This is a genomic window from Azospirillum sp. TSO22-1 (assembly GCF_003116015.1).
In the GTDB taxonomy this organism is placed as follows: domain Bacteria; phylum Pseudomonadota; class Alphaproteobacteria; order Azospirillales; family Azospirillaceae; genus Azospirillum.
The window spans coordinates 52,631-76,912 of the sequence record NZ_LGQZ01000057.1 but is presented as its reverse complement, the minus strand read 5'-3'; the positions used below and the strand labels follow the sequence as shown (position 1 = coordinate 76,912).

22 protein-coding genes are annotated in these 24,282 nt (G+C 69.2%); 11 read left to right on the top strand and 11 right to left on the bottom strand.

Annotation, left to right across the window (positions count from 1 at the left end):
- Positions 1-9: 9 nt before the first annotated feature.
- From TSO221_RS15540 to TSO221_RS15525, 4 genes are read left to right on the top strand one after another with little or no spacing between them, the layout of a single operon-like run.
- Positions 10-1,611: an HlyD family efflux transporter periplasmic adaptor subunit gene (locus TSO221_RS15540; protein WP_247878068.1), complete on the top strand. Its 1,602-nt coding sequence runs from the start codon at positions 10-12 to the stop codon at positions 1,609-1,611.
- A gap of 41 nt (positions 1,612-1,652) precedes the next feature.
- Positions 1,653-2,177 carry a hypothetical protein gene (locus TSO221_RS15535; protein WP_109119417.1) on the top strand — a complete coding sequence of 175 codons (525 nt, stop codon included), beginning with the start codon at positions 1,653-1,655 and terminating at the stop codon, positions 2,175-2,177.
- Between the two features lie 35 nt (positions 2,178-2,212).
- Positions 2,213-5,326, top strand: a complete 3,114-nt coding sequence (locus TSO221_RS15530) for an efflux RND transporter permease subunit (RefSeq protein WP_109119416.1) — start codon at positions 2,213-2,215, stop codon at positions 5,324-5,326.
- A gap of 18 nt (positions 5,327-5,344) precedes the next feature.
- Complete coding sequence (locus TSO221_RS15525; protein WP_109119415.1) at positions 5,345-5,581, top strand: hypothetical protein; 237 nt, start codon at positions 5,345-5,347, stop codon at positions 5,579-5,581.
- Between the two features lie 165 nt (positions 5,582-5,746).
- Here the strand turns inward: TSO221_RS15525 and TSO221_RS15520 are convergent, their stop codons facing one another.
- From TSO221_RS15520 to paaG, 7 genes are all read right to left on the bottom strand, one after another.
- Entirely contained in the window at positions 5,747-5,944 is a 198-nt protein-coding gene (locus TSO221_RS15520; protein WP_109119414.1) for a DUF2783 domain-containing protein, read from the bottom strand.
- Between the two features lie 15 nt (positions 5,945-5,959).
- A complete protein-coding gene (locus tag TSO221_RS15515; RefSeq protein WP_109119413.1) occupies positions 5,960-7,618 on the bottom strand; it encodes an FAD-dependent oxidoreductase in 1,659 nt (552 codons plus the stop codon).
- Between the two features lie 244 nt (positions 7,619-7,862).
- Positions 7,863-9,173 (bottom strand): phenylacetate--CoA ligase PaaK, encoded by a 1,311-nt coding sequence (paaK, locus tag TSO221_RS15510; protein WP_199229494.1) that lies wholly within the window; start codon positions 9,171-9,173, stop codon positions 7,863-7,865.
- A 61-nt stretch (positions 9,174-9,234) separates the two neighbouring features.
- A complete protein-coding gene (gene pcaF, locus TSO221_RS15505) occupies positions 9,235-10,437 on the bottom strand; it encodes a 3-oxoadipyl-CoA thiolase (protein WP_109119412.1) in 1,203 nt (400 codons plus the stop codon).
- Positions 10,438-10,442: 5 nt separating this feature from the next.
- Positions 10,443-10,892 carry a hydroxyphenylacetyl-CoA thioesterase PaaI gene (gene paaI, locus TSO221_RS15500; protein WP_109119411.1) on the bottom strand — a complete coding sequence of 150 codons (450 nt, stop codon included), beginning with the start codon at positions 10,890-10,892 and terminating at the stop codon, positions 10,443-10,445.
- The gene (locus tag TSO221_RS15495; protein ID WP_109119410.1) at positions 10,885-12,333 is read right to left on the bottom strand and encodes a 3-hydroxyacyl-CoA dehydrogenase; all 1,449 of its coding nucleotides are present in this window, start codon (positions 12,331-12,333) and stop codon (positions 10,885-10,887) included. Before TSO221_RS15495 ends, paaI begins: the two co-directional genes overlap by 8 nt.
- The gene (paaG, locus tag TSO221_RS15490; RefSeq protein ID WP_109119409.1) at positions 12,333-13,124 is read right to left on the bottom strand and encodes a 2-(1,2-epoxy-1,2-dihydrophenyl)acetyl-CoA isomerase PaaG; all 792 of its coding nucleotides are present in this window, start codon (positions 13,122-13,124) and stop codon (positions 12,333-12,335) included. Before paaG ends, TSO221_RS15495 begins: the two co-directional genes overlap by 1 nt.
- A 174-nt stretch (positions 13,125-13,298) precedes the next feature.
- Here paaG and TSO221_RS15485 point away from each other — a divergent pair, with 174 nt between their 5' ends.
- The 3 genes from TSO221_RS15485 to TSO221_RS15475 are packed head-to-tail and all read left to right on the top strand — an operon-like array spanning position 13,299 to position 16,108.
- Complete coding sequence (locus TSO221_RS15485; RefSeq protein ID WP_109119408.1) at positions 13,299-13,808, top strand: flavodoxin domain-containing protein; 510 nt, start codon at positions 13,299-13,301, stop codon at positions 13,806-13,808.
- Positions 13,786-15,477 carry a phenylacetic acid degradation protein PaaN gene (paaN, locus tag TSO221_RS15480; protein ID WP_109119407.1) on the top strand — a complete coding sequence of 564 codons (1,692 nt, stop codon included), beginning with the start codon at positions 13,786-13,788 and terminating at the stop codon, positions 15,475-15,477. The genes TSO221_RS15485 and paaN overlap by 23 nt, the downstream gene beginning before the upstream one ends.
- A gap of 10 nt (positions 15,478-15,487) precedes the next feature.
- Positions 15,488-16,108, top strand: a complete 621-nt coding sequence (locus TSO221_RS15475) for a phenylacetic acid degradation protein PaaY (RefSeq protein ID WP_109119406.1) — start codon at positions 15,488-15,490, stop codon at positions 16,106-16,108.
- 4 nt (positions 16,109-16,112) lie between these two features.
- Here TSO221_RS15475 and TSO221_RS15470 read toward each other — a convergent pair whose 3' ends face one another.
- Complete coding sequence (locus tag TSO221_RS15470) at positions 16,113-16,568, bottom strand: MarR family winged helix-turn-helix transcriptional regulator (RefSeq protein ID WP_247878067.1); 456 nt, start codon at positions 16,566-16,568, stop codon at positions 16,113-16,115.
- A gap of 101 nt (positions 16,569-16,669) precedes the next feature.
- On the opposite strand from TSO221_RS15470, the gene TSO221_RS15465 reads away from it, so the two are divergent.
- From TSO221_RS15465 to TSO221_RS15455, 3 genes are read left to right on the top strand one after another with little or no spacing between them, the layout of a single operon-like run.
- On the top strand, positions 16,670-17,797 hold the full coding sequence (locus TSO221_RS15465) for a homogentisate 1,2-dioxygenase (RefSeq protein ID WP_109119404.1): 1,128 nt from the start codon (positions 16,670-16,672) through the stop codon (positions 17,795-17,797).
- Positions 17,794-18,819 carry a fumarylacetoacetate hydrolase family protein gene (locus TSO221_RS15460; protein WP_109119403.1) on the top strand — a complete coding sequence of 342 codons (1,026 nt, stop codon included), beginning with the start codon at positions 17,794-17,796 and terminating at the stop codon, positions 18,817-18,819. Before TSO221_RS15465 ends, TSO221_RS15460 begins: the two co-directional genes overlap by 4 nt.
- Entirely contained in the window at positions 18,816-19,391 is a 576-nt protein-coding gene (locus tag TSO221_RS15455; RefSeq protein WP_109119402.1) for a hemerythrin domain-containing protein, read from the top strand. Before TSO221_RS15460 ends, TSO221_RS15455 begins: the two co-directional genes overlap by 4 nt.
- A 265-nt stretch (positions 19,392-19,656) precedes the next feature.
- On the opposite strand, the gene TSO221_RS15450 is transcribed toward TSO221_RS15455, so the two are convergent.
- The 3 genes from TSO221_RS15450 to paaX all read right to left on the bottom strand — a co-directional run bounded on the left by TSO221_RS15450 (position 19,657) and on the right by paaX (position 23,192).
- On the bottom strand, positions 19,657-20,706 hold the full coding sequence (locus TSO221_RS15450) for a 2Fe-2S iron-sulfur cluster-binding protein (RefSeq protein ID WP_109119401.1): 1,050 nt from the start codon (positions 20,704-20,706) through the stop codon (positions 19,657-19,659).
- 127 nt (positions 20,707-20,833) lie between these two features.
- Positions 20,834-21,862, bottom strand: a complete 1,029-nt coding sequence (locus tag TSO221_RS15445; protein ID WP_109119400.1) for a hypothetical protein — start codon at positions 21,860-21,862, stop codon at positions 20,834-20,836.
- A gap of 376 nt (positions 21,863-22,238) precedes the next feature.
- Positions 22,239-23,192 carry a phenylacetic acid degradation operon negative regulatory protein PaaX gene (paaX, locus tag TSO221_RS15440; protein ID WP_109119399.1) on the bottom strand — a complete coding sequence of 318 codons (954 nt, stop codon included), beginning with the start codon at positions 23,190-23,192 and terminating at the stop codon, positions 22,239-22,241.
- Positions 23,193-23,451: 259 nt separating this feature from the next.
- On the opposite strand from paaX, the gene TSO221_RS15435 reads away from it, so the two are divergent.
- On the top strand, positions 23,452-24,273 hold the full coding sequence (locus tag TSO221_RS15435; protein ID WP_109119398.1) for a Phenylacetic acid catabolic protein: 822 nt from the start codon (positions 23,452-23,454) through the stop codon (positions 24,271-24,273).
- The last annotated feature ends 9 nt before the right edge of the window (positions 24,274-24,282 follow it).

The following is a 24,282-nucleotide window of genomic DNA, read 5'->3' as shown; positions in this document are numbered from 1 at the left end:
GTTGGCCTGATGCTCGCCGATTCCGCGCACGCCGGGCGCTGGACACAAGGGCCGGCCGAAGACCTCGACGAGACGCTGGCGCCGCCACGCGCCGCGACGGCGCGCCCTTCTGCGGCTCCGACTGCTCCCGCCGTGTCCCTGCCGGCCGTCGCCGGCTGGGTCGGCGGCGTCGCCGGCGGGGTGGCCGGCTGGGTCGGCCAGACCGCGTCGAGCGCCGCCACCACGGTCAGCGACGCCGCGGGCGCCGCGGGGGAGGCGGTCGGACACCGCCTCGGCGTCACCGCCGAGGCGCTCAAGCAGTTCACCTGGGAGGTGGAGTACGTCTTCGGCATCAACGGCACGCCGGTGGCGCCGGTGCACGTGTCCGACGGCGCGCGCGCGGTCGTGGCGGATACCATGGCCACGGACGGAAAGGCCGCTCCCGCCCCGCCTCCGGGCGAGACGGCCGCAGCGCCCACACCGGCTCCCGCCCCCAAGGCTGCCGAGCCGAAGCCGCCGGCGGAGCCGCCACGGCTGCGCACCTCTGAACCGCCTCCAGCGGCGGCACCCGCCCCGGCGCCCGAGCCGGTGGACACGCGCACGCTGGCCGGTCTGGCGCTCGACAAGTCACAGCGCCGCCCCGACGGCTCGTACTTCGTGCCGAAGCCGCTGCAGCGGCTGTTCGAAATCCGCACGCAGAAGGCCGACACCCGGCAGAGCGCGCTCACCGTGCGCCTGCCCGGCCGCATCGTCCCCGACCCCAACGCGCACGGTGACGTCGAGGCCAGCCTGCTCGGCCGCATCGAGCCGCCGCGCACCGGCTTCCCCGTTCTCGGTCAGACGGTGAAGCAAGGCGAGGTGCTGGGCTACGTCACCCCGGCCGTCGGCGTGGTCGACCGCAGCCAGGTGAAGCGCGAGGTCGCCCGCCTCACCAACGAGATCCGCATATCCGCGGAGAGCCTTGAAATCCTTAAGCAGTTCTGGTTCGTACCGTTCCGCGACGGCAAGATCCTGCAGGCCGAGACCAAGCTGGACGGCCTGCGCCGCGAACGCGCCGCGCTGCTGCCGATGCTGCAGACGCAGGAGGTGCTGCGCGCCGCCAGCGACGGCGTCATCAGCCTGTCCAACGCCATCAACGGCCGCGTCGTGCACCCCGGCGAGAAGATCTTCGAGATCGTCAGCCCGCAGCGCCTGTGGATCGAGGCGGTGGCCGCCGATCCGGACATGGTCCGCGACGCCGTGGCCGGCATCTCCGCCCTGGCGGTGACGCCGGAGGGGCAGACGCTCGACCTCACCTACATCGGCAGCGGCCTCGCGCTGCAGCAGCAGTCGGTGCCGGTGATGTTCCGCATCGACACGCCCATCGAAGGGCTGCGCGTCGGCCGGCCGGTCACCGTGTCGGTGCGCAACCGCAACAAGCTTCAGCAGGGCATCCCGCTGCCGCGCGAGGCGCTGGTCGCCGATTCCAGCGGCGCCGAGCAGGTGTGGGAACTGGTGGAGCCCGAGGTCTTCATGCCGCACACGGTCAAGACCGAGGTGCTGGACGGCCGCAACGTGCTGATCGTCGCCGGGGTCGAGCCCGGTGCCCGCATCGTCACCCGCGGCTCGCGCCTGCTGTCACAGCTTCAGTAAACCCGGCGGCCAAAACGGACGCGGGCAGGGGGAGAAACGACATGACGAACAGACACGGTCCGCTGGTCGCCCTGCTGGCGCTGCTGGCCCTGCTCACCGCGGGGGTTACGGCGCGTGCCGAGGCGCCCGGCTCCGCCGTGCCGCTGCCGCGCGTCGCGCTGACGCTGGACAACGCCAGCGTCGTCGTCATCGCCGCGCACAAGAAGCTGTACGCCTTCCTCGACGGGCTCGACGACAACGCCCCGGTGCGCGGGGCCGCGGTGCAGATCGCCACGGCGCGCACCACCCTGCCGCTCCAGGAGATCTCGCCGGGCATCTACGTCTCCGGCCCCTACCTGCCGCCGGCCGTGCGCACGCCGCTGACGGTCAGCGTGGCCCTGGACGGCAAGACGGCGCGCGGCGCCGCCGACCTCGTTCTGTCCGAGGTGCCGGACCCGGGCACCGCCGGCTCGTCGCGGCTGGGCCTGAGGCTGTTCATCCTGGCGCTGGTGGCCGGCGCCGCGTTCGGTCTGTTCCGCTACCTGCGGCCGGGTGCCGTGTGGTGGTGGCCGGGGCGCGCGGCGTGACGGCGCTCTCCCCCGGCGCCCGGGAGGCGTAGCCCATGTTCCAGGCCCTCGTCGGCTTCAGCCTGCGCCAACGGCTGTTCGTGTTCGTCGCCACGCTGCTGATGACGATCTGGGGCGTGTTCGTCGCCCGCGACATGCCCATCGACCTGCTGCCCGACCTGCACCCGCCGATGGTGACCATCGTCACCGAGGCCAGCGGCTTCGCGCCCGAGGAGGTCGAGCAGCTGATCACCCAGCCCCTGGAGCTGGTGCTGAACGGCATGCCCGGCGTGTCGCGCGTGCGCAGCGCGTCGAGCCCCGGCTTCGCGCTGGTCTACGTCGAGTTCCAGTGGGGCACCGACCCCTACCGCAACCGCCAGCTGGTGAACGAGCGCATCGCCATGGCGCGCGAACGCCTGCCGCAGGGCGCCGCACCGCACCTCGCCCCGCTGTCGTCGGTGATGGGCGTGGCGATGCAGATCGTGGTCAGCGGCCCCAGCCTGGACCCCATGGCGCTGCGCGAGATCGCCGACTGGACGATTCGCCCGCGGCTGATGGCGGCGGAGGGCGTGTCGCAGGTCTACGTGGTGGGCGGCGACGTCCGGCAGTTCCGCTTCACGCCCAACCCGGGCGCCATGAACTCGCTGGGCATCTCGCTGTCGCAGGTGGAGCAGGCGTTGACCGCCTTCGGCGCCAACAGCAGCGGCGGCTTCAACGACCTGTTCAACACCGAGTTCATCATCCGCAACGTCGCCCGCAGCCGCAGCCTGGACGACATGCGCAACCTCGTCGTCTCCTACCGCGAGAGCCGGCCGGTGCTGCTGAGCCAGGTCGGCGAGGTGAGCTTCGCCGCCAAGGTGAAGCGCGGCGAGGGCAGCTTCAACGGCGCGCCCGCCGTGCTGATGTCGGTGCTGAAGCACCCCTCGGCCAACAGCGTCCGCCTCGCCGCCGAGGTGGAGGAGGTGCTGCGCGGCCTCGCCCCGTCGCTGCCCCAGGGGGTGCGCGCCGACCGGGTGTCGTACAGCCAGGCCGACCTGATCAGCGCCTCGATCCACAACGTCGAGGACGTGCTGCGCGACGCCATCGTCATCGTTGCCGTGGTGCTCGCCGCCTTCCTGATGAGCGTGCGGACCACCGCCATCTCGCTGCTGGCGATCCCGGTGTCGCTGATCGTGACGGTGCTGGTGCTCCATCTGATGGGCGCCAGCATCAACACCATGACGCTGGGCGGCATCGCCATCGGCATCGGCCAGCTGGTGGACGATTCCGTGGTTTACGTGGAGAACATCCTGCGCCGCCTGGGCGAGAACCGCCGCCGCACCCGGCCGCTGGAGGTGATGCACGTCATCCTCAGGGCGTCGAACGAGGTGCGCTCGGGCATCCTCTACGCCACCGCCATCGTGGTGCTGGTGTTCCTGCCGCTGTTCGCCATGCCGGGCGAGCAGGGGCGGCTATTCGGCCCGCTGGGCATCGCCTACATCGTCTCGATCTTCGGCAGCCTGCTGGTGTCGGTGACGGTCACCCCGGCGCTGTGCGCCTACCTGCTGCCGAACATGAAGCGGCTGGACGAGTCCCACGACGGCCGGCTGATCGGGGCGCTGAAGGCCCTCAACGCCCGCGCGCTCGGCTGGGCGCTGGACAACCCGCGCCGGCTGCTGGGCATCGCCGGCGGACTGGTGGTGGCGTCGGCGCTGGCGCTGCCGCTGCTGCCGCGCTCCTTCCTGCCGGCGTTCAACGAGGGCACGCTGTACGTCCAGCTGCTCAACCGGCCCGGCATCTCGCTGGCGGAATCCAGCCGCATCGGCGCCCTGGCTGAGGACATCATCATGCAGGTGCCAGAGGTGGTCAGCGTCGCCCGCCGCACCGGCCGCAACGAGGACGACGAGGACGCCGATCCGGTCAACAGCTCGGAGTTCCCGATCCGCGTGCGCCTCGACGGCCGCTCGCGCGCCGAGGTGATCGAGGACATCCGCACCCGGCTGTCGGTGCTGCCGGTGGAGCTGACGGTGACGCAGTTCCTCACGTCCCGCATGGAGGTGGCGCAGAACGGCGTGCGCGGCGCCATCGTGCTGAAGATCTTCGGCGAGGACCTCGGCACGCTGCGGGTGCTCGCCTCGACCTTCCGGCAGAAGCTCGATTCCGTGCCGGGGCTGAAGGACCTGCTGGTCGAGCAGCAGGTGCAGGTGCCGCAGATCCGCATCACCATCGACTACGAGCGGGCCAAGCTGTTCGGCGTCACCCCGGCGCAGCTGGCGCAGGCGCTGGAGAGCCTGTCGAACGGCCGCACCGTGTCGCAGGTGATCGACAGCGGCCGCCGCTTCGACGTGGTGCTGAAGCTGTCCGACGCCGACCGCACGCCGGAGACGCTGGCGCAGATGCGCATGGCGACGCCGGCCGGCTACGTGTCGCTGTCCTCGGTGGCCACCGTCGTCAACGGCGGCGGCCCCAACCAGATCATGCGCGAAAGCGGCATGCGCCGCATCGTGCTGACCACCAACACCGACGGCTCCGACATGGCGGCCATCGTCAAGCGCATCCGCGAGGTGGTCAAGGCGACGCCGCTGCCCGCCGGCTACACCACCTCGCTGGAAGGCAGCTTCCGGCAGGAGGAGGAGAGCCGCATGGTGATGGCCGGGCTGTGCGCCATCTCCATGGCGCTGGTGTTCCTGGTGCTGTACCAGCGCTACCAGTCGGTGGTGCTCAGCCTGATCATCATGGCCAACATCCCGCTGGCGCTGATCGGCTGCGTCATCGCGCTGGTGGCGTTCCAGCAGGATCTCAGCCTCGCCGCGATGATCGGCTTCATCGCCGTGACCGGCGTGGCGGTGCGCAACGGCGTCCTCAAGATCAGCCACTTCATCAACCTGGCCCTGCACGAGAGCGTGCCGCCTGGCCGCGCGCTCATCCTGCGCGGCTGCGAGGAGCGGCTGACGCCGGTGCTGATGACCGCGCTGTCGGCCGGCCTGGCGCTGATCCCGCTGCTGTTCACCTCCGACGCGCCGGGGACCGAGATCCTGCACCCGGTGGCGGTGGCGATCTTCGGCGGGCTGATCAGTTCGACGCTGCTCGACACGCTGACCACGCCGGTGCTCTTCCAGTGCTTCGGCCAGGAGGCGCTGAACCGCCTGCAGTTCGCCGCCGAGGGCGAACTGGCTCACGAAACCTTCTGACGCCGCGCGAGGTCCGCCATGGAACCGTCCCTGACCGCCCTGATCGTCGCCGGTTCGATCCTCGGCACCGTCGTGCTCGACATCGGTGTGAACACGCTGCAGAACTGGTACGATACCTTCTACGCCGACGCCTTCTGGTCGAGCCGCCAGATCAGCCCGGAGCTGCAGGCCCAGCTCGCCCGCGAGGAGGCCGAGATCGACCGCCTGATCCGCGACGGTGAGTTCACCGGCGACGAGGCGGCGCAGCAGCCGTAGCGTCGGATTCCAGTCAACCTGAACGCATGCTCATCGTCATGGCCGGGCTTGTCCCGGCCACCCACGACCCGAACCTTTGCGGACGTTCGAGTGCGTGGATGCCCGGGACAAGCCCGGGCATGACGGTAAGGGAGGTTTCAACACCCAAGCCGGGGGCGTCGCGCCTCACCCCGCCTCGCCGCGGGCGACGATCATCGCCTGCTGAAGCACCTCCATGTCGCCGATGTGGTTGGCGAGCAGCAGGATCAGCTTGGCGTTGACCTTGGCGCTCTGCTCCGGCGTCAGATCCCGGTGGGTTTCGATCAGCGCCTCGTAGAAGGCGTCGGGGCTGGAGAAGCGGTTCTCGGTGATGAGCTGGGCCATGGGTGCGGATCCTGATCAGAGGCCGATGGCGCGGGTGAGCGCGGCGGTGGTCCTGGCGGCATCGAAGCGGCGCCAGCGGGCCGCCACGTGCTGGTCGGGGCGGAACAGGTAGGTGGTACCGGGCTGGGCATCATACCGCTCGCGGAAGCGGCCCTTGTAGTCCACCGCGGTTCCGGGGGCGCCGGTGCGGCGATCGGTGACCACGATCCAGGTTACCGGGATACGGCCGCGGGTCTGCTGGTCCATGGCGTCCGCCACGTCGGCCGGCACCGGGTTGGATCCGGCGTAGTAGACGCCGACGAAGCTGCCGCCCAGGCGGTCGATCAGCCAGCCGGTGTCGCCATCGGTGAACTCCAGCGGTGCGTCGGTGGCCGGCGCGCCCGGCACCATGGCGCCCTGGAAACCGTCCTCGTCCGGCGTGTTGAGGCGGCTGTCGGCGTAGGTGGTCGGCGTGGAGAGCCGGCCGCTGTTGACCAGCGAGCGGGCGAAGGGCTGCGTCGCCGCCAGTTCCAGCGCCGCATCGCGGAAGGTGCGGCTGACCTCGCTCTTCGGCGTGATGAAGTCGGTGGAACGGGTGGAGTTGAGCAGGTTTTCCTTGGCCGCGGCGACGCGCTCGTCGGAATAGGTGTCGAGCAGGCTGTCCGGCGCCACGCCGTCCATCACCAGCTTCAGCTTCCAGACCAGATTGTCGGTGTCCGGCACACCGGAGTTGGCGCCGCGCGCGCCGAACGGCGACACTTGGTGCGCCGCGTCGCCGGCGAAGAAGACGCGGCCGTGGCGGAACTGCTCCAGACGACGGCACTGGAAGGTATAGACGGAGACCCATTCGAGGTCGAACTCGGTCTTCTCGCCCAGCATGGCCTTCAGGCGCGGGATGACGCGCTCGGGCTTCTTCTCCTCCTCGGGGTCGGCGTTCCAGCCCAACTGGAAGTCGATGCGCCAGACGTTGTCGGCCTGCATGTGCAGCAGCGTCGACTGCTTCGGGTGGAACGGCGGGTCGAACCAGAACCAGCGCTCGGCCGGGAAGTCGGCCTTCATCACCACGTCGGCGATCAGGAAGCGGTCCTGGAACACCTGCCCGACGAAGTCCAGGCCCAGCATCTTGCGGATCGAGCTCTTGGCGCCGTCGCAGGCGATCAGCCAGTCGGCCTCCAGCTGATAGACGCCGTCCGGTGTCTCGGCCTGGATCACCACGCGGCCGTCCTCGTCCCTGACGCTCAACGCCCTGGTCTTCCAACGGATGTCGACCAGCCCGGTCTTCATCGCGTCGTCGATCAGGTACTCTTCCAGATAGTATTGCTGGAGATTGATGAAGGCGGGGATCTTGTGGTCCGGCTCCGGCAGCAGGTCGAACTGGTAGACCTGGGAATCGCCGTGGAAGACCTTGCCCACCTTCCACACCACGCCCTTGTCGATCATCCGCTTCGACGAGCCGAGGCGGTTCCACACCTCCAGCGCGCGCTTGGCGTAGCACACGGCGCGGCTGCCGATGGACACGGTGTCGTCGTCGTCGAGCACCACCACCGGCACGCCGCGCCGCGCGAAGTCCAGGGCCGCGGTCAGGCCGATTGGGCCGGCGCCGACGATGACCACCGGGTGGCGCTTCACCGTGCCGGTGCGTTGCTCCTCCGATGGCCGGTAGGAGAAGGTGGGGTATTGGTAGGTGGACAGCATGGCGTTTCCTCGGGATGTTTGTTTTGAGTTCTTCTCAGGCAGCCGACACCTTCCGGATCCGTCATCCCCGCGAAGGCGGGGATCCATAATTCTCAAAGGGAGCGGCTGCGGAACGTATGGATCCCCGCCTTCGCGGGGATGACAGAAAGGAGAGGTTCAGGCTTGTCTTTTCGTTTGTGATAGTTTCATTCGCAACTATATGGGCCAAAGAAAGCCCCGCCGCGCGAACGGCGGGGCCGGGATCTCAGGCCTTCGGCCGCAGGTCGCGCACGCGCTTGGCCTTGCCTTGCGAGCGCTCGATGGTGCCGGGTTCCACCACCTCGACGGCGGTCGAGATGCCGATGAAGGACTTGATGTGGTGGCGGAGATCCTTGGCCTGCTCGGCGCGCGTGCGGCCGTGGCCGGCCGGCGCCGTTTCGACGCGCACCGCCAGCTCGTCCATGTAGCCGTCGCGGGTCACCACCAGCTCGTAGTGCGGGGCCAGCGTCGGGTCCTTGCAGATGATCTCCTCGATCTGCGTCGGGAAGACGTTGACGCCGCGGATGATGAGCATGTCGTCGGAGCGGCCGGTGATCTTGTCCATGCGCCGCATGCTGCGCGCCGTCGGCGGCAGCAGCCGCGTCAGGTCGCGCGTGCGGTAGCGGATCATCGGCAGCCCTTCCTTGGTGAGCGTGGTGAACACCAGCTCGCCGTACTCGCCGTCCGGCAGCACCGCGCCGGTGGCGGGGTCGATGATCTCCGGGTAGAAGTGGTCCTCCCAGATCACCGGGCCGTCCTTGGTCTCGACGCACTCGTTGGCGACGCCGGGGCCCATGATCTCGGACAGGCCATAGATGTCCACCGCGTCGATGCCGAAGCGCCGCTCGATCTCGCCGCGCATGGCGTTGGTCCACGGCTCGGCGCCGAAGATGCCGATGCGCAGCGCCGTCTCCCAGGGGCGCAGTCCCTGCCGCTCCATCTCCTCGGCGATGTTCAGCATGTAGGACGGCGTCACCATGATGATGTCCGGCTGGAAGTCGCGGATCAGCTGGACCTGCTTCTCCGTCTGTCCGCCGGACATCGGGATGACCGTGCAGCCCAGCCGCTCGGCGCCGTAGTGCGCGCCCAGGCCGCCGGTGAACAGGCCGTAGCCGTAGGCGATGTGCACCTTGTCACCGCGCCGGCCGCCGGCCGCGCGGATCGAACGGGCGACCAGCCCGGCCCACATGTCGATGTCGTTCTGGGTGTAGCCGACCACCGTCGGCCGCCCGGTGGTGCCGGAGGAGGCGTGGATGCGCACGACCTCGGTCAACGGCACCGCGAACATGCCGTAGGGGTAGGTCTGGCGCAGGTCGTCCTTCACGGTGAAGGGGAACAGTGCCAGGTCCTTCATCTCCTTCAGGTCGCCGGGATGGACGCCGGCCTTCTGGCACTTGGCGCGGTAGTGCGGGACGTTGGCGTAGGTGTGCTGGATCGACCACTTCAGCCGTGAGAGCTGCATCGCCGCGATCTCGTCGCGGCTGGCGGTCTCGTAGTGGTCGAGCTCATGCCGCAAGGGCGTGTTGAGCATGTACATGGCGTTCCTCCCACAGAATGCCGTTCTTTATCGTTGCGAGCGCGCGCCCCTTTGCGGGTGCTTAGACGCGCTCGATCAGCATGGCGATGCCCTGGCCCACGCCGATGCACATGGTGCACAGGGCGAACTTGGCTTGTCTATCGCACAATTCGTGCATGGATGTTCCGACCAGCCGGGCACCGCTGGCCCCCAGCGGGTGGCCCAGCGCGATGGCGCCGCCGTTCGGGTTGACGTGTTCGGCATCGTCGGGCAGCCCGAGGTCGCGCAGGACCGCGAGGCCCTGGGCGGCGAACGCCTCGTTCAGTTCGATCACGTCGATCCGGGAGAGCGCGATGCCGGTGCGCTCCAGCAGTTTCCTGGTGGCCGGGGCCGGGCCGATGCCCATGACGCGCGGCGGCACGCCGGCCACCGCCATGCCGACCACGCGGGCGCGCGGGGTGAGGCCGTAGCGCCGCACCGCCGCCTCCGACGCCACCAGCAATGCCGCCGAACCGTCGTTGACGCCCGACGCGTTGCCGGCGGTGACGGTACCGTCCGGCCGGACGATGGGTTTCAGCTTGGCCAGCATCTCCAGCGTGGTGTCGGCGCGCGGGTGCTCGTCGCGGTCGACCACCGTGTCGCCCTTGCGGCCCCTGACGGTGACCGGCACGATTTCCTTGGCGAAGCGGCCGGATTCCTGGGCACGCCCTGCGCGCTGCTGGCTGCGCAGGGCGAAGGAGTCCTGGTCGGCGCGGGAAACACCGAAGTCCTGCGCGACGTTCTCCGCCGTCTCCGGCATGGAGTCGATACCGTGCAGCTCCTTCATGCGCTTGTTGACGAAGCGCCAGCCGATGGTGGTGTCGTACACCGCGGTGTCGCGGCTGAACGGGCTGTCCGCCTTCGGCATGACGAAGGGAGCGCGGGTCATGCTCTCGACGCCGCCGGCGATGACCAGATCGGCTTCGCCGGCCTTGACGGCGCGCGCGGCGATGCCGATGGCATCCATGCCCGATCCGCACAGGCGGTTCACGGTGGTGCCCGGCACGTCCACCGGCAGTCCGGCCAGCAGCGCCGCCATGCGGGCGACGTTGCGGTTGTCCTCGCCGGCCTGGTTGGCGCAGCCGTAGACCACGTCGTCCACCGCCGCCCAGTCAACCCCCGGGTTGCGCTCCATCAGCGCCCTGATCGGCACGGCGGCCAGTTCGTCGGCGCGCACCGCCGACAGGGCTCCGGCGTAGCGGCCGATGGGGGTGCGGATCGCGTCGCAGAGATAGGCTTCGGTCATGGCTCTCACTCCGGCAGCGCGACGACCGCGCCCTTCACGGTGGCCGACATGCCGCGGAAGATCCCCACGGTCGCGCCGTCCTGGTTGGTGACGATGCAGTCGTAGACGCCGTTGCGACCCTTGCGGTGCACCTCGCGGCACTCGGCCGTCAACGTGTCGCCGAGCCGGCCGGGCGCCGGGTAGCTGATGTGGCAGGACGCGGCGACGGTCGCCTCGTTGTTGGCGTTGCAGGCGTAAGCGAAGGCGGTGTCGGCCAACGTGAAGGTCATGCCGCCGTGGCAGGTGTGGTGACCGTTCACCATGTCCTTGCGCACGGTCATGCTCATGCGGGCATAGCCCGGCGCGATCTCCAGCAATTCGATGCCGTGCGCGTGGGCGCAGTAGTCACGCTCGTACATGCCGCGGCCGACGGCGGCGGCGACCTCCTGCGGCGAGTGGCGGCCGTGGTCAGCCATGGAATGTCGTTCCTCCCGAGACTCTGCGGCGGATCAGCGCCGATGTGCGGTAGCGGTCCTCGCCGTAGGTGGAGGCCAGCGCGTCGAGCACCCCGGCGACGCGGCCGAGCCCGATGCGCCCGGCCCAGGCGAGCGGACCCAGCGGATAGTTGACGCCTTTGGTCATGGCGGTATCGACGTCGGCGGCGCTGGCGACGCCGTGCAGCACGGCGTCCGCCGCCTCGTTGGCGAGCATGGCGACGGTGCGCATGACCACGAGGCCCGGCGCGTCGTCCAGCACCGACACCTTTTTCCCCTGTGCCTGGAAGTAGCCGACGGCCGTCCGCAACGCGTCCGGCGAGGCTTGGTCGGCCGCGGCGATGGCGACGCGCGGCGTCGTGGTGTAATCGAGCGCCAGATCGAACAACACGAGGTCGGCGATTCCCTCCTCGGCGGCCCGGCGGGTGGCGCTGCGGCCGTCGGTGAGCGCCAGCGTGACGCCGTCCACCACCAGCCGGCTGGACGCCAGATCGCCCTCGACCCCGCGTGGGGCAGGGCAGGGCTCGGCGGTGTGCGGCAGGGGAATCTCGGGATCGGGGGCGTAGCGGTAGAAGCCCTGCCCGGTCTTGCGGCCGAGGCGCCCGGCCTCCACCAGCTCCTGCTGGACCAGCGAGGGCTGGAAGCGCGGGTCGCCGAAATAGGCGCGGTGCACCGAGCCGGTCACCGCGAAGTTCACATCGTGGCCGATCAGGTCCATCAGTTCGAACGGCCCCATGCGGAAACCGCCGGAGTCGCGCATCACCGCGTCGAGCGTCGCCGGGCTGCCGGCCCCTTCCTGGAGCAGGCGCAGCGCCTCGGCGTAGAAGGGGCGGGCGACGCGGTTGACGATGAAGCCCGGCGTCGAGCGCGCGTGCACCGGCGCCTTGCCCCAGGCCCGGGCGGTGTCGAACAGCGTCTCGGCCACGGTTGAATCGGTGGCGATGCCGCGGATCACCTCGACCAGCGCCATCAGCGGCGCCGGGTTGAAGAAGTGCATCCCCGCAAAGCGCTCCGGCCGCTGCAGGGCGGAGGCGATGGCGGTGATCGGCAGCGACGAGGTGTTGCTGACGAGGATCGCATCGGGGCGGACGACCGCCTCCACCTCACGGAACACCGCCTGCTTGACGGCGAGGTCCTCGACGATGGCCTCGACCACCAGCGCGGCGTCGCCGAGGTCCGCCGTGCCGGAGGCCGGCGTCAGGCGCGCCGCGACGGCATCGCGCTCGCCGGCCGCGAGCTTGCCCTTCTCCACCAGCTTGCCCAGTGCGCGGGCGATGCCCTGCACGGCCCCCGCGGCGGCCCCCGGCCGGCTGTCGAGCAGCAGCACCGGATGCCCGGCCTGCGCCGCGACCTGGGCGATTCCCTGGCCCATGGCGCCGCAGCCGATCACGGCCACCGGCGCCGAACGGTCGAGCGCGGCCATCAGCGGCCCTCGAACGCCGGCGCGCGCTTGGCGACGAAGGCGGCGACGCCCTCTTGATAATCGTAGGTGCGCCCGGCCTCGCGCTGCAGATCGCGCTCGAGGTCGAGTTGCTGGTCCAGCGTGTTGGTCGCCGAGTCCCGGATTGCCTTCTTGATGAGGGCGAGGCCCTTCGTCGGTTGCGTCGCCAGATGTCGGGCGAGCTTGGTCGCCTCATCCATCAGCGCGGCATCGTCCACCGCCTTCCAGATCATCCCCCAGGCTTCCGCCTGTTCGGCACTCATCTTGTCGCCCAGCATGGCGAGCGCCATAGCGCGTGCGGTGCCGACGAGGCGTGGCAGAATCCAGGTGCCGCCCGAATCCGGCACCAGCCCGATCTTGCAGAACGCCTGGATGAAGCTGGCCGAGCGCGCCGCCAGCACGATGTCGCAGGCGAAGGCGAGGTTGGCGCCCGCCCCGGCCGCAACGCCGTTCACCGCGCAGACCACCGGCATCGGCAGATCGCGCAGCGCGCGGACCAGCGGGTTGTAGTTGGACTCGAGCGATTGGCCGAGGTCCGGCGTCTCCGATCCGGGTGCCACCGCGCGGTCGGACAGATCCTGCCCGGCGCAGAAGCCGCGGCCCAAACCGGTCACCAGCAGGCAACGCAGCGAGGGATCGGCGCGGATCACCGCCAGCGCGTCGCGCAGCTCGGCGTGCATCTCGCTGGTGAAGCTGTTCAGCTTGTCGGGCCGGTTCAGCGTCAGCGTGGCGACACCGTCGCCCACCTCCAGCCGGATCGTGGCGTAGGTCATAGCGTTTCCATTCCCCATAGGCGCCGCTTTTGCGCAGCATTCTTGGTCCGGAAGGCGGTTCAGCCGCCTTTCAATGAGATACAGTTTGCAGCTTGTATCATAAAATTCCGTATCGCAAAAAGCGGATTTTCGTATAGGGTGGCGCGACCGGTACGGACCACCAGCTGCGGCGCCATGGCGGACATCCTGATCATCGTTGGAACGGAAGGCGGAAACGCCCGCTTCGCGGCGGAAGCGGCGGGCGAAGCGCTCTCGTCCAAAGGACACACTATAGAGCTAACTTTCGGGAACGATAGTATCGCGAACGCGCTCGACCGGTCCCGGCCGCTGCTGGTCTGCACGTCCACCTACGGCTACGGCGACCTGCCGGAGAATCTGGCGCCCTTCGTGCGACGGCTGGGCGTGCTGCGGCCGGATCTGCGCGGGCTGCCCTACGGGGTGATCGCGCTCGGCGACCGCACCTACACGGAGACCTTCTGCATGGCCGGGCGGCGCGTCGACGCGCTGCTGGCCGAACTGGGCGGCCGGCGGCTCGGCCCCCGGCTGGAGATCGACACCTGCGCCGACCCGCTGCCCGACACGGCGGCGCAGGCGTGGGCCGAAAACTGGGCGTCGCTGCTGGACGCCGAACAACAACGAATGCACCTGTGTGGAGGAAAAGATGACGCCCCAAGAGCTTTTTGAGCGGCACCGCGCAACGCTGGAGCAGGCGGTCGCCACCGCCCGCTCGCGCGGCTACTGGTCGCCGTTCTCGGAGATGCCGAGCCCGCGCGCCTACGGCGAGACCGCTGCGGCTGACGGCGAGGCCGCCTACAAGGCCCGCCTCGACAAGCCGTTCGCGCTGCCCGGCCAGCCGGCCGGCACCAGCGCGGTGGGCGGCGAGCGCTCGCCCTTCGGCCCGGTGCTCGGCGTCACCTATCCAGAGGCCGCCATCGACGCGGTGCTGGCCTCGGCCAAGGCCGCCATGCCAGCGTGGCGCAAGGCCGGGCCGGATGGCCGGGCTGGCGTCTGCCTGGAGATCCTCACCCGCCTCAACCGCCGCACCTTCGAGATCGCGCACGCGGTGATGCACACCACCGGGCAGGCCTTCATGATGGCCTTCCAGGCCGGCGGCCCGCACGCCCAGGACCGCGGGCTGGAGGCCGTCGCCTACGGCTGGAAGGCGATGACCGACCAGGTGCCCGCCGCCCGCTGGGAAAAGCCGCAGGGCAAGAACCCGCCGCTGATCATGGACAAGCGCTTCGAGGTTGCCGGCCGCGGCGTCGCCCTGATGATCGGCTGCGCGACGTTCCCGACCTGGAACGGTTACCCCGGGCTGTTCGCCAGCCTCGTCACCGGCAACGCCGTGGTGGTGAAGCCGCACCCGGCGGCCATCCTGCCGCTAGCCATCACCGTGGAGATCGCCCGCGACGTGCTGCGCGAGGCCGGCTTCGATCCGAATCTCGTCACCCTCGTGGCCGACCGCGTCGAGGCGCCGGTCACCAAGGAACTGGCGCTGCGCCCGGAGATCGCGCTGATCGACTTCACCGGCTCGTCGGAGTTCGGCGACTGGCTGGAGGAGAACGCGCGGCAGGCCCAGGTCTTCACCGAGAAGGCCGGCGTCAACACGGTGATCATCGATTCCGCCGACGACCCGAAGGGCATGGTGCGCAACCTGTCCTTCTCGCTCAGCCTCTATTCCGGCCAGATGTGCACGACGCCGCAGGTGATCTTCGTGCCGAAGGACGGCATCCAGGCCGCCGGCGCCCGGATGTCGTTCGACGAGGTGGTGCAGGCGCTGGCCGGCGGGGTGGACAAGTTCCTCTCCGACCCCGAGCGCGCGGTCGAGGTGCTGGGCGCCATCCAGTCCGACGCCACGCTGAAGCGGCTGGAGGACGCGGCCTCGCTCGGCCCGGTGGCACTGGCGTCGAAGGCGATCACCCACCCGGCCTATCCCGAGGCCCGCGTGCGCACGCCGCTGCTGCTGGTGCTGGACGCCAAGGACGAGGCGGTGTACGGGCGCGAGATGTTCGGCCCGATCGCCATGGTGGTCAAGGTGGAGAGCACCGCCGACGCGCTCGCCCGCGCCGCCGCGCTGGTGAAGGGCAAGGGGGCGTTGACGGCGGCGCTGTACTCCAGCGACCCGGCGGTGATCGCGGCGGCCGAGGACGCCTTCGTCGACGCCGGCGTGGCGCTGTCGGTGAACCTGACGGGCGGCGTGTTCGTCAACCAGTCGGCGGCGTTCAGCGACTTCCACGGCACCGGCGCCAACCCGGCCTGCAACGCCGCGCTGTGCGATCTGGCCTTCGTTGCCAACCGCTTCCGCGTCGTGCAGAGTCGCGTTCCGGTCCCGGTTCCGGTGGCCGCCGCGTAAGGGAAGCGCCATGCCGAACGGCCTGCGGCCGCGTGTCTACGCCATCGACGGCGTGACGCCGGTCATCGACCCCACCGCCTTCGTCCACCCCTCGGCCGTGCTGATCGGCGACGTGGTGGTGGGGCCGCGCTGCTACGTCGGGCCTTGCGCCAGCCTGCGCGGCGACTTCGGCCGCATCGTGCTGGAGGAGGGCGCCAACGTGCAGGACAACTGCACCGCGCACGCCTTCCCGCGGCTCGACGTGATCGTCCGGGCGGACGGCCACGTCGGGCACGGCGCGGTGCTGCACGGTTGCGTGGTGGAGCGCGGTGCGCTGGTCGGCATGAACGCCGTGGTGATGGACGGCGCGGTGATCGGCGAGTCGGCCATCGTCGCCGCCTGCGCCTTCGTCAAGGCCGGCTTCCAGGTGCCGCCGCGCACACTCGCGGCCGGCACCCCGGCGAAGGTGGTGCGCGCCCTGTCCGACGACGAGGTCGCCTGGAAGATGGAGGGCACCCGCGAGTACCAGCGCCTGACGGTGCGCTCGCTGACCACCATGGTGGAGTGCGACCCGCTGGAGGCGCCGGAACCGAACCGCGGCCGGGTGGACGCCGGCACGGTGGAACCGCTGCACAAGGTGAAGGGGAAGTAATTCCCTAAGGCGACGTGGCCAGCGCGTCGGCCTGGAGTTGCAGCTTCGCCAGCAGCCGGTCGAGCATCTCCACCTCGGCCGGGTCCAGCACGCTGGTGATGCGCGTCTCGTAGGCCAGCGCCAGCGGCGCGATCTCGGTGTAGATGGCACGCCCCTTCGCCGTCAGCGTCAGGTCGGCGCGGCGGCGGTCACGGTCGCCGGTCTCGCGCAGGATCAGGCCGGACTCCAGCATGCGGCTGATGGCGCGGCTGACCTGCACGCGCTCCATCGCCGTGGCGGCGGCCACCTCGCCGGCGCTCATGGTGCGGCCGGAACCCAGCACGGCGATCACCCGCCATTCCGGGATGGTGATGCCGAACCGCGTCTCGTACAGCCGCGCCACCGTGTGGCTGATCGTGTTGGACAGCACCGACAGCCGGTAGGGCAGAAAGCGCGCGAGGTTGAGGTCGGGAGTCGTCATGCCGGCCATGGTGCCCGGGATTTTTCCGTTTGCAATTGTTTCAGATGAAACTATCCTGCCCGCAGGCCCAGGCCATAACGATACAAAATGGGAGAAATGCCATGAAGAATTGGATCGGGTTTCCGCGGGTGGAGGGTGTTGCGACGCGTCAAGCGCACGTCGCGCTGCCGCCCGGCACCTTCGAGCGCGAGGTGGGGCGCGAGGGCTTCTTCGGCCCGGCGACGCAGATCCACCACGCCCACCCGCCGACCGCGTGGGAGAGCTGGGAGGGCGACCTGCGCCCGCGCGCCTTCGATACGGTGAAGGCCGCCGAGATGCAGGCCAGCCCGTTCGACGCCTACCGCCTTATGGGCAATGGCGCCACGCAGGTGCGGTTCTGGCGCTTCAAGGGCAAGATGGACCATCTGGTCCGCAACGCCGACGGCGACGAGCTGCTGTTCTTCCACCAGGGCGGCGGCCACCTCTACTGCGACTACGGCCACATGGAGGTGTTCGAGGGCGACTACGTGATCCTGCCGCGCTCCACCGCGTGGCGCCTGGAAAGCGATACGCCGGTCGGCGTCCTGATGATCGAGGCGACGAACGACGCGTATCAGCTGCCCTACAAGGGCCTGGTCGGCAACCACGCCATCTTCGACGAGGCGATGCTTGAGGCGCCGCGCATCGACGACGCCTTCAACGCTCAGAAGAGCGAGCAGCGCACCACCATCCGCATCAAGCGCAACAACCGCCTGTCGGCCGTCACCTTCCCGTTCAACCCGCTGGACGCGGTGGGCTGGCACGGCAACCTCGCCCCGGTGCGGCTGAACTGGCGCGACATCCGCCCGCTGATGAGCCACCGCTACCACCTGCCGCCCAGCGCGCACTGCACCTGGGTGTCCAGCCGCTTCATCATCTGCACCTTCGTGCCGCGGCCCATCGAGTCCGATCCAGAGGCGCTGAAGCTGCCCTACTACCACTCGAACGACGACTATGACGAGGTGTTGTTCTACCACCGCGGCCAGTTCTTCTCGCGCGACAACATCCACCCCGGCATGATCACCTATCACCCCGCCGGCTTCCCGCACGGCCCGCACCCCAAGGCCTTCGAGGTCGCCCAGAAGTACGAGCGCAAGGAGACCGACGAGGTGGCGGTGATGCTCGACACCCGCGACCCGCTGACGGTCCTGGGGGACCTGGAGAAGGTCGAGTGGGCGGGCTACGTCGATTCCTGGAAGGCGAAGCCGTGAAGCTGGCGACGCTGAAGCAGGGCGGGCGCGACGGCATCCTCGCCGTCGTGTCCCGCGACCTCGCCCGCTGCCGCGCGGTGCCGGAGATTTCCGGCACCCTGCAGCAGGCCCTGGACGACTGGACCGAGGCCGCCCCGCGGCTGGAGGCGGTCTACCGCGCGCTGAACGCCAGCGAGGCGTACGGCCAACCGTTCGATCAGGGCGCCTGCGCCTCGCCACTGCCGCGCGCCTACCAGTGGTGCGACGGTTCGGCCTACGTCAACCATGTGGAACTGGTGCGCAAGGCCCGCGGCGCCGAGATGCCCGAGAGCTTCTGGACCGACCCGCTGATGTACCAGGGCGGTTCCGACAGCTTCCTCGGCCCCCGCGACCCGATCCCGGCGGGCAGCGAGGACTGGGGCATCGACTTCGAGGCGGAGGTGGCGGTGGTCACCGGCGACGTGCCGATGGGCGTGCCGGCGGAGCGCGCCGGCCAGTACGTCCGGCTGGTGATGCTGGTCAACGACGTCAGCCTGCGCAACCTGATTCCGGCGGAACTGGCGAAGGGCTTCGGCTTCTTCCAGTCCAAGCCGTCCTCGGCCTTCTCGCCGGTGGCGGTGACGCCGGACGAACTGGGCGACGCCTGGGACGGTGCGCGGGTGCACCGGCCGTTGCGCAGCACGTTGAACGGGGATCTCTTCGGCACGCCGGACGCCGGCGTCGACATGACCTTCGGCTTTCCGCAGCTGATCGCGCACGCGGCGAAGACGCGGCCTCTGGCGGCGGGCAGCATCGTCGGCTCCGGCACCGTGTCGAACAAGCTGGACGGCGGGCCGGGCAAGCCGATCGGGCAGGGCGGGGCCGGCTACTCCTGCATCGCCGAGATCCGCATGATCGAGACCATCCAGGCGGGCCGGCCCGCCACCCCCTTCCTGCGCTTCGGCGACCGCGTCCGCATCGAGATGCCGGACGCCGACGGCAACAGCATCTTCGGCGCCATCGAGCAGGAGGTGGTGCCGCACCGCGGGGAGAGTCAGGCATGACCGACGCCGTCGCCGTCATCAAGACCGAGCACCGCAACCTGATGCGGGTCGTCAACACCTTCGACGCCGTGCTCCGTGGCGTGGAGTCCGGCCGCGCGCCGGACTTCGCGCTGCTGGACGCCATCGTCGACTATCTGCGGACCTTCACCGATCAGCACCACCACCCGAAGGAGGATCGCTTCCTGTTCGCGTCCCTGCGCGAGCACAGCGCCGACGCGCACGCCATCCTCGACGAGTTGGAGGCCGAGCACGACCAGTGCTACGCCGCCACCGCCGGGCTGGCGACGGCGCTGGACGCCTACAAGGCCGGCGCCCCGGGAGGACGGGAGGGCTTCGCCGAGGCGGCCAAGGCGTACCGGCACCTGCAGCTGCGGCACTTGCAGAAGGAAGAGGGCGTCGTCATCCCGATGGCCCGCGAGGCGCTGACGGTCGAGGACTGGGAACGCATCAACGCCGCCTTCGCCGACAACAAGGACCCTCTGTTCAGTCCGGAAGCGCAGGAGGACGCGCGCTCGCTCTACTCGCGCATCGTGAACCTGGCGCCGGCGCCGTGGGGATTGGCGGACGCGTAGTCCCGAAGGTCGTGGCGACGCGGGCAACATTCACACGGATTTTGGGGATTTGAACACGGATTACACGGATTTTTCTTTTCTTCGTGCTGCGCGGCCGTCGTCCGGAAACAGGACGCTCTGCACGATCAAAGACAATCCGTGTAATCCGTGCCTCAATCCGTGCAATCCGTGTGAACGGTTGCCCGCGACTCTTCAGCTCCCCACCAAAAGAAATGGCGCCGCAAGCGAAAGCCCACGGCGCCGAGGTCAGCGGAACGGGAGAGAGCTATGCGACAGCGGTCAGGCGGTCGGCCGAGGGATACTCGGGCTGCTGCTGGGCGAAGTAGCCTTCGGTGTGGATCAGCTCGTCACGCGCGCCCAGCGCCTTGGCGGCCTTGACGCAGTCCTCGACGAACTCCGGGCTGCCGGCGATGAAGACGCTGTGCTGCGACAGGTCGGTGAACAGCGACGGCAGCACTGCCGGGATCCGCCCGCACAGGCCCTCATGCACCTCGCGGGTCAGGGTGGCCTTGTATTCGAAGTTGCGGTGCTTCTGCCGCCAGTAGGCCATCATGCCCTGCTCGTACAGGTCGGCCTTCTCGCGCGCCGAGAACAGCAGGGTGACCGGCAGGCGGTAGCCGCGGCGCAGCGCCGCCTCGGCCAGCGCCAGGATCGGGGCCAGGCCGGAGCCGGCGGCCATGCACAGCACCGGCGTCTCCACCGAGGGGTCGCCGATGAAGGTGCCGTACGGCCCGTTCAGCGACACCACGTCGCCGACCTTCAGCGTGTCGTGCACCCAGGTGCTGGTGGAACCGCCGTCGACGCGGGTGACGTGCAGCGCGATCTCGCCGTCCGGGCGCGGGGCGTTGGCAATGGAATAGCAGCGCGGCGAGGCGCCGGCGCGCTCGTCGCCGAGCTGGACGTACTGCCCCGGCCAGTAACGCAGCGGCGTGCCGAGCGGGCGCAGCAGCAGCTCGACGATGCGCGGCGTGCGCGGGATGCGGTCGGTGACGACGTACAGCACGTTCTCGCGCGGTGGAAACAGCTTCGGGCGGGCGTCGGCGGTGCCCCACTCGATGACCAGTTCCTCGCTGATCGGCTTGGCCATGCACATCAGGCCGTAGCCGTCCTTCCGCTCGGCCTGGGACAGCGCCATGTCGAGCACCATGCCCTGGTCGAACTGGCCGGAGAGGACCTTCACCTTGCATTCGCCGCAGGCACCGGCGCGGCAGTTGTTGGGAAGCGCGTAGCCGGCCTTCTCCAGGGCCGACAGCACGGTATCGCCTTCCTGGCACTCGACCTCGCGGCCCGAGGGATGCATGCGGATGCGGCTCACGGGACGAACTCCCCCAATCAAGACGTGCAGACAAAGATGGGCGGCGGGTCATCCCCGCCGCCCCAGTTCAGCGGGACGCGCCCCCGACGCCCGCCGCGGGCGGACGTCGGGGCTCGCAGCATCATCCTCAGAACACGGGGATGATCTCGTCCATGTCGATGTCCCGGATCTCCTCGCCGGTGATGCCGACCTCGGGGATGGCCGGGAAGGGGATCGCGTACTTGTCCAGCACGCCCTTCAGGTTCAGCATGGCGTTGCGCCAGTTCTCCTTCTTCATCTCGTAGGTCGGGATGCCGAAGCCGGCCTTGCGGGCGACCTCCTCGGCCTCGCGCTGCACCGGGATGAAGTCCTCCGGCAGGTCCCAGAAGTCCGCCGGCGGCTCGAACAGCACGGCCGACAGGAACAGGTAGCCGGCGCGGATCTGCTTGGTGATGATCGACTTCTCCTCGGGCGGCAGCTTCGGATAGTCGCGCTCCATCACCGACATGCAGATCGCCATGTGGCGGCCCTCGTCGCGGCCGACGTTCTTGAAGGCGGCCTGGAACACCGGCTCGCGCGACTGCGCGGCCATCTGGTGGAAGATCGTCGCGGCGGCGATCTCGCCCATCAGGAACGAGCTGAACAGCACGGCCAGCGGGTACTTCGGCACCGCGGTCTTGTAGCCGTTCCAGTAGCGGCCGCCGTTGTAGTAGAGCCAGTGCGCGTTGCGGCGCAGCTTCTTGCCCAGCTCGGTCTTCGGCTCGTAGGTCAGCGGGTCCGGATGCTCCAGCAGCTTGGTGATGGACAGGCCGCAGAGCTGCTCGTGGTTCTGCTCGTCGCGGGTGACCGAGAAGAAACAGCGGCGGACCGGGTCTTCCTCGTGCACCTCGTAGGTCTTGATCAGCGCCTCGGCGAACACCGGCGGAGCGGAGGCGTCGAACACCGACAGCAGCGTCCACCAATAGGCGATGCACTCGCGCTCTTCCCACGTGTACTTCGAGGGATCGAAGCTGTCCCACGGCAACTTGGCCGGATCCCAGTTCTCGCGCTGCGCCGCGGCGTAGATCTCTTCCAGCTTCTTGGTGTGCGAGTGCCAGGACAGCGGATAGACGTTCGGCTGCGGCGTCGGCGGCGGCATGTCCATGGTGTTGGCGAGACGCACGAAGTCCTTGGCCATGGGGCGGTTTCCTCCTTGGGGATGCGGTGGCCGCGGCGCTGCGCGCCCGGCCTGTTTCTTCGGTTTTTTTCTGGAAGGCGCCGCAGGTGGCGTCCCCTCTGGGAGCGCCCGGCCGCCTTGCACCCTCACAACGTGACGCATTATTTTCGGAGAAGCAACATGAAAATGTATCGCTTTCGACGACAAGACCACGAGCGTTGGAATTATACCATTTAAAAACAATGCGATAATCGGAGTTTCAGCCGCGTTGGCACGCATCGACACGATGCGCGGAATGGCGCTTCATAGGCATTGTTGTATCGTGGTGATTCGTTCCGGGCGGATACGAATGTCTCTCGCCGCGCCCCCACCTCCAGGCAGGGAAGGGGAGTGCGCCTCAGCCCACCATCCGTCCCGGCTCGTCCGCCAGCCCGCCGAATCGGTCGAGGAACGCCGGCGCGGCCTCCGGCAGCGGCCCGTCAGCCGTCGTCAGGCTGTTCATGACGAACGATTCGGACGCCCCGAGGATGAGCCGGTAGATGTTGCGCGTCAGCATACGCGATGCCTGCCCCGGCCAGTCGTGCGGCAGCAGGTCCGGCGGCAGCAGCGGGTCGCGCAGCAGGATTCGCCGGAAGTCGTGGATCATCAGCGTGCGCAGCAGGAAGCACTGGCGCGGGTCCAGTCCGTCCGCCCCCTCCAGCGCCTGCCACACCGGGCGGAAGCGCGTCAGGAATCCGGCGTAATCCGCCTCCAGCCGCTCGATGTCCCAGCAGTCGCGCACCAATTCGCGCATGGCGCCGAATCCGCCGGAGCGATCGTGCTCGGCGCGCATCACCACCACCTTGTCGGCGACGCCCAGCTCACGCAGCAGGCGGTGCAGGGCGGCCTCGTCGTAGGCGGGGTGGGTCAGCACGTTGGGCGCCACCGCGCCGAAGCCCAGCCACGCCAACTCGCTGCGCAGCTTTTCGCGCAGGTCCGGACCGATGGAGGGCTGGCCGATCAGCACCATGTGCCAGCCGCGGTCCCAATAGCGCACCAGTGGCGCGTAGATCCGCCGCTCGGCCGCCGCGAATCGCTCGCGCCCGCTCTCGGTCACCCGGTAGAAGCTGCGCCGGCCGATCTGCGTGTTGGTCAGCCAGTCGTCCTTGCCCAGGCGGAACACCGAGGTGCGCACGATGCGCTCGCTCATGTCGAAGTGGGCCATCAGGTCGATCAGGCTGCCCAGCCAGGCCGAGCCGCCGTGCGGCAGGATGGCGTCGCCATACACCGTGATGATCAGCGACTTGGCGCGCGGCGCGATGGCCTGCAACAGGTTGGCGACAAGATCCTCGGTGCGGCGGGGACGGGCCATGGTGGTCTACCGGTTTGGGCGTTGCGGCGGTTCGGGCATGGACTGGGAAAACAGCCGCTTCAGCGTTTCGACACAAGCATGTAACGCATGCGGCACCCTCGTGACCATAGGCGAGGCGCCGCGACTCTCCGAAAAACCGTTTGACACGTCAAAATATGATACATTACGGTTCGTGAAAACGGAATTTGTGTGTCACATAATGTCGCGCCCCAAGGTCGCGGCTTGACACGCCGGAGGAAACGACAAGAGGGGGAACGCCATGTCCAGGACATGGAAGACCTACGACAAGGGCGATCCGCTGCCCGAGGCGTACCGTGCGATGCTCATCCACCTGATGTCCTTCCAGGGGGATTCGGAGTACGCGGGCGCCCAGCGCGTGGCGGAGAACATGCGCTTCGCGCCGCGGCCGGAAGAGGCCTACCGCCTCTCCAAGAAGGTCATGGAGGAGATGGGCCACGCCTACTACGTCTGGAACCTGATGCAGGACCTGGGCGTGGACGTGGACGCGCGGCTGGCCGAGCTGGTGCGCAACCCAGAGGAGCCCGATGCACGCAAGGTCTGCGTCATCAACGGCTTCCGCAAGGAGAACTGGTCGCGCTGGTTCGACAGCTGGTCGGACGTGGCGCTGTTCTCGGGGGTGGTGACGCCGGCGGCGGTCGCCTTCCTGGGCCAGTACCGCGACTGCTCCTATCTGCCCTGGGCGCGCGTCAACAGCCGCATCCACAAGGAGGAATACGGCCATCTCGCCTTCGGCGTCTGGGCGGCGAAGCGGGTGATCGAGTTCGGCGGCGAGGCCGCGCGCGAGGACCTGCAGGCCCGCGTGCCGAAGTTCCTGCGCATGGGCCTGGGCTTCTACGGCCGGCCGTCCACCGGGCCGGACCGCTCGGCCACCTTCGACCAGTACTACGACGTCGGGCTGAAGACGAAACGCCCCGAGGAACTTCAGGCCGAGTACCTGGAGCTGCTGGAGGCGCGGCTGAAGGAGATCGGGCTGGAACTGCCGGCCGGCGTCGAGCCCGACTACGACATGCGCATGAGTTACGACGCCGGCGAGGCGCAGCTGACCATGCTCGTCGGATAGAGGGGAGGG